Source organism: Pseudomonas parafulva NBRC 16636 = DSM 17004 (assembly GCF_000730645.1).
Classification (GTDB): domain Bacteria; phylum Pseudomonadota; class Gammaproteobacteria; order Pseudomonadales; family Pseudomonadaceae; genus Aquipseudomonas; species Aquipseudomonas parafulva.
Genome location: NZ_BBIU01000031.1, coordinates 24,892 through 36,911, shown reverse-complemented (window position 1 = coordinate 36,911; position 12,020 = coordinate 24,892). Strand labels below are relative to the sequence as shown.

Annotated in this window: 11 protein-coding genes and 1 tRNA gene; 9 read left to right on the top strand and 3 right to left on the bottom strand. The window is 62.5% G+C overall.

What is annotated here, in order from left to right; genetic code table 11:
• Positions 1-216 precede the first annotated feature (216 nt).
• From PPA02S_RS18430 to ychF, 8 genes are all read left to right on the top strand, one after another.
• On the top strand, positions 217-1,938 hold the full coding sequence (locus PPA02S_RS18430; RefSeq protein ID WP_028631688.1) for a tetratricopeptide repeat protein: 1,722 nt from the start codon (positions 217-219) through the stop codon (positions 1,936-1,938).
• A gap of 3 nt (positions 1,939-1,941) precedes the next feature.
• On the top strand, positions 1,942-2,559 hold the full coding sequence (gene lolB, locus PPA02S_RS18425; RefSeq protein WP_028631689.1) for a lipoprotein insertase outer membrane protein LolB: 618 nt from the start codon (positions 1,942-1,944) through the stop codon (positions 2,557-2,559).
• 4 nt (positions 2,560-2,563) lie between these two features.
• Positions 2,564-3,424, top strand: coding sequence for a 4-(cytidine 5'-diphospho)-2-C-methyl-D-erythritol kinase (gene ispE / locus PPA02S_RS18420; protein WP_028631690.1), 861 nt, complete (start codon positions 2,564-2,566; stop codon positions 3,422-3,424).
• 20 nt (positions 3,425-3,444) lie between these two features.
• A tRNA-Gln gene (locus PPA02S_RS18415) sits at positions 3,445-3,519 on the top strand.
• A 48-nt stretch (positions 3,520-3,567) separates the two neighbouring features.
• On the top strand, positions 3,568-4,509 hold the full coding sequence (locus tag PPA02S_RS18410; RefSeq protein ID WP_003247410.1) for a ribose-phosphate pyrophosphokinase: 942 nt from the start codon (positions 3,568-3,570) through the stop codon (positions 4,507-4,509).
• Between the two features lie 120 nt (positions 4,510-4,629).
• Complete coding sequence (locus PPA02S_RS18405) at positions 4,630-5,229, top strand: 50S ribosomal protein L25/general stress protein Ctc (RefSeq protein WP_028631691.1); 600 nt, start codon at positions 4,630-4,632, stop codon at positions 5,227-5,229.
• Positions 5,230-5,308: 79 nt separating this feature from the next.
• Positions 5,309-5,893, top strand: a complete 585-nt coding sequence (gene pth, locus PPA02S_RS18400) for an aminoacyl-tRNA hydrolase (RefSeq protein WP_028631692.1) — start codon at positions 5,309-5,311, stop codon at positions 5,891-5,893.
• 24 nt (positions 5,894-5,917) lie between these two features.
• Entirely contained in the window at positions 5,918-7,018 is a 1,101-nt protein-coding gene (gene ychF, locus PPA02S_RS18395) for a redox-regulated ATPase YchF (protein WP_028631693.1), read from the top strand.
• A 100-nt stretch (positions 7,019-7,118) separates the two neighbouring features.
• On the opposite strand, the gene PPA02S_RS18390 is transcribed toward ychF, so the two are convergent.
• The 3 genes from PPA02S_RS18390 to PPA02S_RS18380 all read right to left on the bottom strand — a co-directional run bounded on the left by PPA02S_RS18390 (position 7,119) and on the right by PPA02S_RS18380 (position 11,115).
• On the bottom strand, positions 7,119-9,518 hold the full coding sequence (locus PPA02S_RS18390; RefSeq protein ID WP_028631694.1) for a TonB-dependent siderophore receptor: 2,400 nt from the start codon (positions 9,516-9,518) through the stop codon (positions 7,119-7,121).
• A gap of 116 nt (positions 9,519-9,634) precedes the next feature.
• Positions 9,635-10,582, bottom strand: a complete 948-nt coding sequence (locus PPA02S_RS18385) for a FecR domain-containing protein (RefSeq protein WP_028631695.1) — start codon at positions 10,580-10,582, stop codon at positions 9,635-9,637.
• Positions 10,579-11,115 carry a sigma-70 family RNA polymerase sigma factor gene (locus PPA02S_RS18380; protein WP_033727889.1) on the bottom strand — a complete coding sequence of 179 codons (537 nt, stop codon included), beginning with the start codon at positions 11,113-11,115 and terminating at the stop codon, positions 10,579-10,581. The genes PPA02S_RS18385 and PPA02S_RS18380 overlap by 4 nt, the downstream gene beginning before the upstream one ends.
• Before the next feature lie 461 nt (positions 11,116-11,576).
• Here PPA02S_RS18380 and PPA02S_RS18375 point away from each other — a divergent pair, with 461 nt between their 5' ends.
• Positions 11,577-11,966 (top strand): YybH family protein, encoded by a 390-nt coding sequence (locus PPA02S_RS18375; RefSeq protein ID WP_028631697.1) that lies wholly within the window; start codon positions 11,577-11,579, stop codon positions 11,964-11,966.
• Positions 11,967-12,020 lie beyond the last annotated feature (54 nt).

Here is a 12,020-nt window from a genome sequence, read left to right as displayed (position 1 = left end):
CAATCTGCGTCGCCTGTGCTTTCGCGCGCTCAGAAGCAAAAAGCAAAAGCGCAGGCAAGGATAACTGCTGCCCTATGGCAGCCTGGTTCGAACCCCATGCGGCCTGCGTGGTCTTCTTAGGCGAAGCCTGGCTTGATACCCCAGGCCGGTGGGTTTGCCACCGCGCTTGTGTCATCATGCTCCGACCGCCGGTGAGTCTCCATTTATATGCCCTCTATGAACAGACCTTACGCATTGCTGCTTGCCTTCGCCCTGCTCCAGGGCTGCCAGAGCCTGGCCCCGCAAAAGGCCGAGCCCCCCGCCGCCGAAGCCGGCAAGCGCGAGGCCGAAAAGCCCATGGTGTATGGGTCGTTCACGCAGGACACACTCTATAGCCTGCTGGTGGCCGAATTGGCCGGCCAACGCAACCGCTTCGATATCGCCCTGGCCAACTACACCGACCAGGCCGCGAAAACCCAGGACCCTGGCGTTTCCGAACGGGCCTACCGCATCGCCGAATACCTGGGCGCCGACGAACCCGCCCTGGACAACGCCCTGGTGTGGGCCCGCAACGACCCGCAGAACCTCGACGCCCAACGCGCCGCCGCCATCCAGCTGGCGCGCGCCGGCCGTTACGATGACGCCATGGCCTATATGGAGAAGGTGCTGCAGGGCCAAGGCGATACCCATTTCGACTTCCTGGCCCTCTCTGCTGCCGAAACCGACCAGAGCACCCGCGATGGCCTGCTGCACAGCTTCGAGCGGCTACTGGCCAAATACCCCGACAACAGCCAGCTGATCTTCGGCAAGGCCTTGCTGCTGAACCAGGATGGCAAGGCCGAACAAGCCCTGGACCTGCTCGAATCGCACCCGCCACAAAACGGTGAAATCGCACCCATACTGCTGCGCGCGCGGCTGCTGCAAGCACTGGACCGTGGCCCCGAGGCCCTGCCGTTGCTGCGCAAGGCCATCCGCGACAACCCCGATGACAAGCGCCTGCGCCTGACCTATGCCCGCACCCTGGTGGAGCAGGACCGCATCGCCGACGCCAAGGGTGAATTCCTCAGCCTGGTCCAGCAGTACCCCGAGGACGACGAGCTGCGCTATTCCCTGGCACTGGTTTGCCTCGAGAACAAAGACTGGGACGAGGCCGAGAGCTACTTGCAGGAACTGGTCGAGCGCGACAGCAACACCGATGCGGCGCACCTGAACCTGGGCCGCATTCGCGAAGAGCGGCACGACCCTGCCGGCGCCCTGCGTGAATATGCCCTGGTAGGCCCAGGCCCCGATTACCTGGCGGCCCAATTGCGCCAGGCCGATATCCTGATCGCCAACGGCCGGGGCACCGAAGCGTCACGCCTGCTGGCCGAAGCCCGCGAGGCCCAGCCCGAGCAGGCCATTCAGCTGTACCTGATCGAATCGGAAAGCTACAGCAACAACAACAAGGACGCTCAGGCCAACCAAGTGCTGCAGCAAGCCATCCAGCGCTACCCCGACGACCTCAACCTGCTGTACACCCGCGCCATGCTGGCAGAAAAGCGCGACGACCTGGCCCAGATGGAAAAGGACCTGCGCGCCATCATTGCCCGTGAGCCGGAAAACGCCATGGCCCTGAATGCCCTGGGCTACACCCTGGCTGACCGCACCACCCGTTATGCCGAGGCCCGCCAGCTGATCGACAAGGCCCACCAGCTGACCCCGGACGACCCCGCTGTGCTCGACAGCCTGGGCTGGGTGAATTACCGCCTGGGTAACCTGGACCAGGCCGAAGCCTACCTGCGCCAGGCATTTGCCAGCTTCCCCGACCATGAGGTGGCTGCCCACCTGGGTGAAGTGCTCTGGGCCAATGGCAAACGCCGCGAGGCCCGCCAGGTTTGGGCCAAGGGCTTCGAAGCCCAGGCCGACAGCCCCATTCTGCGCAAGACCCTTTTGCGCCTGACCGGATCCGAGACTCTCTAGACCATGCTATTGCGCCATTTCATTACCTTCTCCCTCATCGCCCTGCTGGCAGGCTGCGCCGGTTTCGGTAGCCGCGAGGCCCTGCAGGGCCAAGGCGACCCGCAACAGTGGCGGGCCCATAAAGAACAGCTGACCCAGCTCGACGGCTGGCAGATCAATGGCAAGGTAGGCATCCGCGCTCCACGCGACTCCGGGAGCGGCACCCTGTTCTGGCTGCAGCGTCAGGACTACTACGACATTCGCCTGGCCGGCCCATTGGGCCGCGGCGCAGCACGCCTGACCGGTCGCCCGGGCGGCGTGGTGCTCGAAGTGGCCAACCAGGGCCGCTATGAAGCCACCAGCCCCGAAGCCCTGCTGGAAGAGCAGCTGGGCTGGAAACTGCCAGTATCGCACTTGGTGTGGTGGGTGCGCGGGCTGCCCGCCCCCGACAGCAAGAGCAAGCTCACCTTGGACGGCGACAGCCGCCTGGCCGGCCTGGAGCAGGACGGCTGGCAGGTCGAGTACCTGAGCTACGCCGAACAGAACGGCTACTGGCTGCCTGAACGCCTAAAGCTGCACGGCAAGGACCTGGACGTGACCCTGGTGGTCAAGGACTGGCAACCGCGCCAGCTGGGGCACTGAGTTCATGCGCACGCTGACCCTGCCTGCCCCGGCCAAGCTCAACCTCTGGCTGCACATCATTGGCCGCCGCGATGATGGCTACCACGAGCTTGAAACCGTGTTCCAGTTCCTGGAGCACGGCGATGAGCTGAGCTTTGCCCTGCGTGACGACGGCATTATCCGCCTGCACACAGACATCGCTTCGGTACCGCACGATAGCAACCTCATCGTGCGTGCCGCCCGTCAACTGCAGGCGCAGTCAGGCACCGCGCTGGGCGCCGACATCTGGCTGAACAAAGTGCTGCCCATGGGTGGCGGCATCGGGGGCGGCAGTTCGGATGCCGCCACCACCCTGCTGGGCCTTGCCCACCTGTGGCAACTGGGCTGGAGCGAAGACCGCCTGGCTGCCCTGGGCCTCTCGCTGGGCGCCGACGTGCCGGTGTTCGTACGCGGCCATGCAGCGTTCGCCCAAGGCGTGGGCGAGCAACTGACCCCGGTCGACCCGGAGCAACCCTGGTACGTCGTGCTTGTGCCGCAAGTGTCTGTCAGCACAGCAGAAATTTTTTCGCATCCACAGTTGACACGTGATTCTCTCCCCCTTAAGATGCGCCCCGTTCCCGAGGGAAACAGTCGAAATGACTGCCAACCGGTGGTAGAGCAGAATTACCCGGAAGTTCGCAACGCGCTGAATTCACTGGGCAAATTCACAGAGGCTCGACTTACCGGCACTGGAAGTTGTGTGTTTGGGGCCTTCCCAAGCAAAGCCGAAGCTGATAAAGTTCTGGCCCTTCTTTCAGCGACCCAAACAGGGTTTGTGGCGAAAGGAAGCAATATTTCGATGTTGCATCGCAAGCTGCAAAGTCTGGTCAAGAAGTCGAGCGCATAAGCGTTCGCAGCAACAGATACAGGGGCGTCGCCAAGCGGTAAGGCAGCAGGTTTTGATCCTGCCATGCGTTGGTTCGAATCCAGCCGCCCCTGCCATTTTCCTTATACTCATCCAGGTATACCCTCAGCCTTCAGGTACTGCGCGTGTCCAAGATGATGGTCTTTACGGGGAACGCCAACCCCGATCTGGCTCGACGTGTGGTACGTCAGCTGCATATCCCTCTCGGTGACGTCTCTGTCGGTAAATTCTCCGACGGCGAGATCAGCACTGAGATCAATGAAAATGTCCGCGGTAAAGACGTTTTCATTATTCAGCCGACCTGCGCACCGACCAACGATAACCTGATGGAACTGGTAGTGATGGCCGACGCCTTCCGCCGCTCCTCAGCCTCCCGAATCACCGCCGTGATTCCCTACTTCGGATACGCCCGCCAGGACCGCCGTCCGCGTTCGGCACGTGTAGCCATCAGCGCCAAAGTCGTCGCTGACATGCTCACTGTCGTGGGTATCGACCGTGTACTCACCGTCGACCTGCACGCTGACCAGATCCAGGGTTTCTTCGATATCCCGGTCGACAACATCTACGGCTCGCCCGTACTGGTCGATGATATCGAAGACCAGCGTTTCGAGAACCTGATGATCGTTTCCCCGGACATCGGTGGTGTCGTGCGCGCACGTGCTGTCGCCAAGTCCCTGGGTGTCGATCTGGGTATCATCGATAAACGCCGTGAGAAGGCCAATCACTCCGAAGTGATGCACATCATCGGCGACGTCGAAGGGCGCACCTGCATCCTGGTAGACGACATGGTCGACACCGCCGGCACCCTGTGCCACGCGGCCAAAGCCCTGAAAGAACACGGTGCTGCCAAGGTTTACGCCTACTGCACGCACCCTGTCCTGTCGGGCCGTGCGATCGAGAACATCGAGAAGTCGGTACTGGACGAGCTGGTGGTGACCAACACCGTTCCGCTGTCCGCCGCTGCTCAGGCCTGTGACCGTATCCGCCAGCTGGATATCGCACCGGTTGTGGCTGAAGCGGTACGCCGCATCAGCAACGAAGAATCGATCAGCGCAATGTTCCGCTAAGCGGAACGCACGCTGACGAAAAGCGCCCCGCCCCAGCACCGTTGCTGGGGCGGGGCTTTTTTGCCATCCCCGTTGGCGCTGGTCGCAAACGCCCTCGGGGGGCTATTTTGGAGAAACAAAATGACTGATTTCACTCTGAACGCCCAAGCGCGTACTGACCTGGGGAAAGGTGCGAGCCGCCGCCTGCGTCACTCCGCCAGCATCCCAGCCGTTGTTTACGGTGGTGGTAAAGAAGCTCAATCCCTGACCATCGTGGCCAAGGAAATCGCCAAACTGTTCGAAAACGAAGCTGCCTTCAGCCACGTTATCGAACTGAACGTTGATGGCACCAAGCAAAACGTCATCATCAAGGCCATGCAGCGCCACCCGGCCAAGCAGTTCATCATGCACGCCGACTTCATCCGCGTTGTGGCTGGTCAGAAACTGACCGCCAAAGTACCGGTTCACTTCATCAACGAAGAAGCCCCGGTCAAGAAAGGCGGCGAAGTTTCGCACGTTGAGTCCGAGCTGGAAGTTTCCTGCGAAGCGAAGGACCTGCCTGAGTTCATCGAAGTGGACCTGGCCAACGCCGAAATCGGCACCATCATCCACCTGTCGGACCTGAAAGCTCCGAAAGGCGTAGAGTTCGTTGCTCTGGCCCACGGTGATGACAAAGCAGTTGCCAACGTTCACGCCCCGCGCGTTTCCGCTGAAGCTGAAGAAGAAGGCGCTGCCGAGTAATCCACTCGCACGCCGGTGTTGATCGGGTTACAGTGCCGCGCGCCCTGTAACCCAACAACCCCAAGGAAGAGCCCCTGACGTGACCGCCATCCAGTTGATCGTCGGCCTGGGTAACCCCGGCCCCGAATACGAACAGACCCGGCACAACGCAGGGGCTCTTTTCGTAGAACGCATTGCCAGCGCCCAGCGTGTTTCGCTCGCCGCTGACAAAAAATATTTCGGCCTGACGGCTAAGTTCAGCCATCAGGGCAACGATGTTCGCCTGCTCATCCCCACCACCTACATGAACCGCAGCGGCCAGTCCGTGGCGGCATTGGCCAATTTCTTCCGGATCAAACCGGAGGCCATCCTGGTGGCGCATGACGAACTCGACCTGCCGCCCGGCGTTGCCAAGCTCAAGCGCGGCGGTGGCCATGGCGGGCATAACGGCCTGCGCGACATCATCGCGCAGCTCGGCAACCAGAACGACTTCCACCGCCTGCGGCTTGGCATCGGCCACCCGGGTGACGCCAAACTGGTCTCCAACTTCGTCCTGGGCCGCGCGCCGCGCGCCGAGCAGGAGAAGCTCGACGCCAGCATCGATTTTGCCCTCGGCGTGCTGCCGGACGTGCTGGCCGGCGACTTCGCCAAGGCCATGCGCGAGCTGCACAGCCAGAAGGCCTGATTTCCTTTAGAGAGGGGAATACCCATGGGTTTCAATTGCGGCATCGTCGGCCTGCCCAACGTCGGCAAGTCCACCCTGTTCAACGCCCTGACCAAGTCTGGCATCGCGGCGGAGAACTTCCCCTTCTGCACCATCGAGCCGAACAGCGGCATCGTGCCGATGCCCGATGCGCGCCTGAATGCACTGGCGGAAATCGTCAAGCCCAACCGCATCCTGCCGACCACCATGGAGTTCGTCGACATCGCGGGCTTGGTCGCCGGCGCTTCCAAAGGTGAAGGCCTGGGCAACAAGTTCCTAGCCAACATCCGCGAAACCGACGCCATTGCTCACGTGGTGCGCTGCTTCGAAGACGAAAACGTGATTCACGTCTCCAACAGCGTCGACCCCAAGCGTGACATCGAGATCATTGACCTCGAACTGATCTTCGCCGACCTGGACAGCTGCGAGAAACAGCTGCAGAAAGTGGCCCGCAATGCCAAGGGCGGCGACAAGGAAGCCCTGGCGCAAAAGGCCATCCTTGAGCAATTGATCCCGCACTTCACCGAAGGCAAGCCTGCGCGCAGCCTGATGAAGAACATGAGCGCCGAGGACAAAGCCGTTATCCGTGGCTTCCACCTGCTCACCAGCAAGCCGGTGATGTACATCGCCAACGTGGCTGAAGACGGCTTCGACAACAACCCGCACCTGGACGTGGTGCGCGCCATCGCCGAAGAAGAAGGCGCGGTCGTGGTGCCGGTGTGCAACAAGATCGAAGCTGAAATCGCCGAGCTGGACGACGGCGAAGAAAAGGACATGTTTCTGGAGGCCCTGGGCCTGGAAGAGCCTGGCCTGAACCGCGTGATCCGCGCCGGCTACGAGCTGCTGAACCTGCAAACCTACTTCACTGCCGGTGTGCAGGAAGTGCGTGCCTGGACCGTTCGCGTCGGCGCTACTGCCCCCCAGGCTGCTGGCGTGATCCACACCGACTTCGAAAAGGGCTTCATCCGCGCCGAAGTGGTGGCCTACGACGACTTCATCCAGTTCAAAGGTGAAAGCGGTGCCAAGGAAGCCGGTAAATGGCGCCTGGAAGGCAAGGACTACATCGTCAAAGACGGCGACGTGATGCACTTCCGCTTCAACGTGTAAGCACGCCCTGTGCAACACCTGAAACCCTTGAGGTCAGCGCCTCAAGGGTTTTTTCATTTCCAGGGCGCCTTCACCGCGTTTGCCCATCAAGGTCACCGGCTCAGAAGTCGCCTCGCAAGGTCAGCATGTAGCTTCGCGGTGTGCCGTAGGTAGTGCCGCGAGTCCAGTAACCGGTAGAGTCGAAGTACTTGCGGTCCAACAGGTTCTCCACGTCCACGCCCACCGTCCAGTGCGGGTCCAGCTTGTAGGCGGCCCGGGCATCGAAAATGGCGCGGCCGCTGTTGCTGACCTCAATCGGCGGATCGTAGTAGTGGGACTGGGCAGACACGCCGCCGCCGATGCTGAAGCGGCTCCACTCCCCTGGCAGGGTGTAGTTGGTGTTCAGCCGCAGCATGTGCTTGGGCGTTTGCCCCGAGATCGGGCCGCCGCTTTCCGACTGCGTGGTGTTGTAGGTATAACCGGCAGCCACCTGCAGGCCAGGCAGCAGCTCGCCCGTGGCTTCGGCCTCGAAGCCTTTGCTGCGGCTGATGCCATCGCTGTTGATGAAGCAGCGGCCAGCGATGTCACCTGCGCACTTGCCATCGTTGGCATAGTCCCGTGCGGCGACTTTTTCTTGCTCGATGTAGAACATTGCAAAAGACACGTTCAGGCGTTTGTCGAGCAGCTCGCCCTTGATGCCAGTCTCGTAGTTGGAGCCTACGGACGGGTCCAGCATCTTGCCGTCGACGGTACGGGAGCTGGCCTGGGGCATGAAGATGTCCGCATAGCTGGCATACAGCGACCATTTGTCGTTCAGGTCGTAGATAGCACCCACGAAGGGCGTGAACTCGTGCTTCTGTTCATTGGTGCTTTTCGAGTCTTCGCTGGAGGTCTCGGTCTTGTACCAGCTCAGCCGCCCACCCAGTACCAGGCTCAGGTCTTCGGTCATGTGCAGGCGGGCGTTCAGGTAGGTGCCATAGCGCGTATCGAAGGTGTCCTGCTTGTAATCCCACCCCTGGCGTGCCAGCTCTGGCACGTTATTGTGATCAGGCCGGTAGACGTTCAGCGGGATGGGGCTGTCCAGTGCCTGGGAGACCTCTTTATCGTTCATGTTGCGCCTGGACCAGTTGGCCCCCAGCGACAGTTGATGGCGCAGGCCGAAGGCCTCGAAGTCGCCGTCCACATGGCCGTCGACGGCATTGGCCGTGACGTCGAACTTGTGATAATTGACGTCGTTTACCTTGGGGCCGGTGGGGCTGCCATAGGCGAGGGTGTCTTCGGCGTCCCATTCGATGGCGCTGCGGTTGTAGCTGCTTTCGGAATGGGAGAGCGCCAGCTTGCCGGTCCAGTTGTCATTGAAACGGTGGTTGAGGTCGGCGAACACTTCATCGGTGCGGCTCTGCAGGGTGGCCCAGTCCTGCCCCAGGAACGTCGAGCGCTTGAGGTGCGGGTTGCTGGCATCCGGGTTGTTCGGCAGGCCCAGCACGCTGTAGCCATCGATGCGCGAGGTTTGCCGACGCAAGCCCAGCGCAACGGTGGTGGCGTCGCTCAGGTCGCCTTCGACGATGCCATACAGCAATGGGCGCTTGGACTTGGTCACGTCGGTGAAGTAACCACGGTCCTCGTAGGAGGCGACCATGCGGCCGCGCAGGGTGCCCTCAGGGTTCAGCTTGCCGCTGGCGTCCAGGTCCAGGCGGTAGTTGTCCCACGACCCCGCCCGGGTGATGACCGTAAAACGTGGGTCGGCAGTAGGGCGTTTGCGCACCAGGTTGACCGCGCCGCCCGGGTTACCCGCGCCAACCAGCAGCCCGGCAGCACCGCGCAGCACCTCTACCCTGTCGAACACCGCCATGTCCGGGATCATCCACCCGGTGTAGGCGTACGCCTGACCGGCCACGCCGTCGACCATGTAGCTGTCGTCGGTCAGGTCAAAGCCGCGAGAACTGAAATGGTGGTTCCCGTAGCCCCGGTTGGCCCGGGTGATGCCGGTGGTCTGGGCCATCACCTGGTCAAGGGACACCAGGTTCTTGTCATCCATCAACTTGCGTGTCACCACAGTCACGGACTGCGGCGTCTCACGGAGCGTCTGCGGGGTTTTGCCGATGGTCACGGCGCCAGTGGTGTAGGAATTTGTGAACTCGGTGGTCTCCCCCAGGCCCTGGCTGTTGATGTTGGTGGCGCCGAGTTCCAGTGCGCCTTCCGCGTCCACCGCAGGCACCACGCTGAAGGTGCCGCTACCGGTCACGATGGCCTGCAGGCCGCTGCCGGCAAGCGCCTGCTGCACGGCCTGCAACGGGCTCATCTGGCCCTGTATGGCCGGTGCCTGCTTGCCGGCGACCAGCGCCGGGTCAAGGGACATCACCTGTCCGCCCTGGCGGGCGATGGCATTGAGGGTTTGCGCCAGGCTGGCGGCCGGTAGATCGAAGCGCTGCTGCTGTTGCACAGAACCTTGCGCCCACACGTGGGCCGCGGGCGCGGTGGCCAGGGTGATGGCGAGGGCAAGGGGCCAGGGTTTGAACACGTGAAGACTCCTGAATGTTTGCTGTTGTCAGGAGGGAGGTGGGACGAAATACAAAAAGCGGACACGAATCATAAAAATTTTCATTCGAGCAGGGGCAAGGTTTTTTGCCTGCGTGTTCACCGCGCTTCGATCAGCGTCACCCACCCGCCGAAACGTCTCACCCGGATAGGCATGGTCTCCTCCAGAGCCGCCAGGGTTCGCTCACTGTCATCCAGCGGGAATACGCCCTGCACGCGCAGCTGACGTACCTGCGGGCTGACGCGGATCACACCCGGGCGATACGGGCGAAGGGCGTCGACTACAGCGTCCAGCGGCTCGTCCAGCACACTGAGGTGGCCCTCAAGCCAATCGGCGCGGTAGGCCTGGCTGCCCTGCAGGGGCTCGATGCGCTTGCGGGTGAGCAAGGCCGCCTGCCCTGCTGCAAGGTCGAGCCAGGCACCCCCTGGCAGCGATGCTCGCACAGCATGCTCCAGCACCACCACACGGGTGGCATCAGCCTGCTGCTCGACCAGAAAACGCGTACCCAGTGCGCGCGCATCACCTTGCTCACTGCGCACGATAAAGGGCCTTGAAGCATCGGGCGCCACCTGTATGACCAATGCGCCGCGATAGAGTCGCAACAGGCGCTGCCCGGCCGTGAACTGCACATCCACGGCCGTGCCTGCGTTCAGGCTCAGCCGGCTGCCATCGGGCAGCATGAGGATACGGCGTTCGCCAGTGCCCGTGCGCAGGTCGGCGGTCAACACCCGGCCACCTTCACTGCGTACCCCCAGCCACAGAGCCCCACCCACTACGCCCAACCCGCCGATACCGCGCAACACCTCTCGCCGGCCAATCGATGGCTGCAGCAGGGTATCCCGCAGGGCATCGGGCGCCTGCCGCGCCACCTCGTAGTGCTGGCCCATGCCCCGCTGCAACTGTTCCCAGGCCTGGGCATTGGCGGGGTCCTGCGCCAGCCACTGGTGGAACTGGGCCTGCTGGCGGGCTTCGTCGCGGCCCGAGCGCAGCCGCACCATCCAGGCGATGGCCTGCTCGGCGGCCGGGCCAAGGGCGGTGCGGCTCATGGCTGTGCGCCGCTGAGGTAGCACTGGCGCAACGCCTGGGTCATGTACCGCCCGACCGTGCGCTCGGACACCCCCAGCCGACGGCTGATCTCGGCATAGGGCAGACCATCCAGCTGGCTCAGCAAAAAGGCTTTTTTTACCACCAAAGGCAGCCCGGCCAGGCTGTGATCGATCGCGTGCAGCGCCTCGAGCAGCAGGTGGGTTTCTTCTGGCGAGGGCGCCAGCGCCTCTGGCAGCATCATCAGCCGTTCCAGGTAGGCTTGCTCCAGGCGGCGCCGCCGGTGGCGGTCGAAGATCAGCCGACGGGCGATGGTGGCCAGGTAGGCACGCGGCTGCTCGATGGTCGCCGGGTCCACCCGGGCGGCGATGATCTGGCAGAAGGTTTCGGCCGCCGTGTCCTCGGCATCCGGGCGGTTGCTCAACTGGCGCCGAACGTGCTGCAACAGCCAGCGGTGGTGGTCACTGAAAAAGAAACCCAGCTTGCGGGTATCGGATAGAGACACGGGCGAAACCAGAGGTGAATGAGAATGCATCGCATCTTATAGACAGCGGCGGTGAAGTGCCAGCGTCTATGAAGCTGCTGACGCAACAAGCAACATTGGCCCGAAACAAACGTAGGAGGAGCGAGCAAAGCTCGCGATGCGCCGCGCGGGCGGCGCTCGGTCTCGTAGGCGCAGATCATGTTGCGGCGAACACTTGGCAGCCCTGATGCAATCTCAGCCCGGGACCCTTCACCGGCAGAATGCGGTTGGGCGGGGAGGTGTTCGCCTTTACAGGTGCAGCGCCTGGGAGATCGAGCGCCGCCCGCGCGGCGCATCCCGAGCTTTGCTCGCTCCTACATCTGTTTCGGGCCAGTTATGCCTGGGGCATTTGTGCGCGCTTGCCGTCACTTCACACTTTTCTGAACTGATTATTTGCCATCAGGGATTTTTCACGTCGCTGCGCCCCACCAGAATCGCCTGACCACAATCACAATAACCGTGAGGCCACTTCCGTGGACCATAACGCCCAGGTGCGGCAAGCCGCCGCCAACCTCGTTGCCGCGTTCGCCAGCAACGACACTGATCGCTACTTCGCCTGCTTCAGCGAAGACGCCACGTTTCTGTTTCATACCCTCCCCCACCCGCTGCTCAGCCGCCATGCCTATCAGGCGCTGTGGGCCCAGTGGCAGGCTGAAGGTTTTGCCGTCCTACGTTGTGAGTCGAGCAACACCCAGGTCAGCCTGCAGGGTGAGGTGGCGATCTTCATGCACGATGTTGCCACGCATCTACGCATCGCCAACGAAGAGCACGCCCTGAGTGAACGGGAAACCATCGTCTTTCGCCGCCAGGGCGAAGCGTGGCTGGCCTGCCACGAACACCTGTCGGTGATCACGCCCAGCTGATTTTTTTGCGGCGCTGCCGCACTGCCATCGCACCCACAAAAAGGCCCGCGCACT

Bases quoted from the DNA above. Each gene is read 5' to 3' on its own strand.
- PPA02S_RS18430 (WP_028631688.1), top strand. From the start codon at position 217: ATGAACAGACCTTACGCATTGCTGCTTGCCTTCGCCCTGCTCCAGGGC.
- lolB (WP_028631689.1), top strand. From the start codon at position 1,942: ATGCTATTGCGCCATTTCATTACCTTCTCCCTCATCGCCCTGCTGGCA.
- ispE (WP_028631690.1), top strand. From the start codon at position 2,564: ATGCGCACGCTGACCCTGCCTGCCCCGGCCAAGCTCAACCTCTGGCTG.
- PPA02S_RS18405 (WP_028631691.1), top strand. From the start codon at position 4,630: ATGACTGATTTCACTCTGAACGCCCAAGCGCGTACTGACCTGGGGAAA.
- ychF (WP_028631693.1), top strand. From the start codon at position 5,918: ATGGGTTTCAATTGCGGCATCGTCGGCCTGCCCAACGTCGGCAAGTCC.
- PPA02S_RS18385 (WP_028631695.1), bottom strand. From the start codon at position 10,582: ATGAGCCGCACCGCCCTTGGCCCGGCCGCCGAGCAGGCCATCGCCTGG.
- PPA02S_RS18380 (WP_033727889.1), bottom strand. From the start codon at position 11,115: ATGCATTCTCATTCACCTCTGGTTTCGCCCGTGTCTCTATCCGATACC.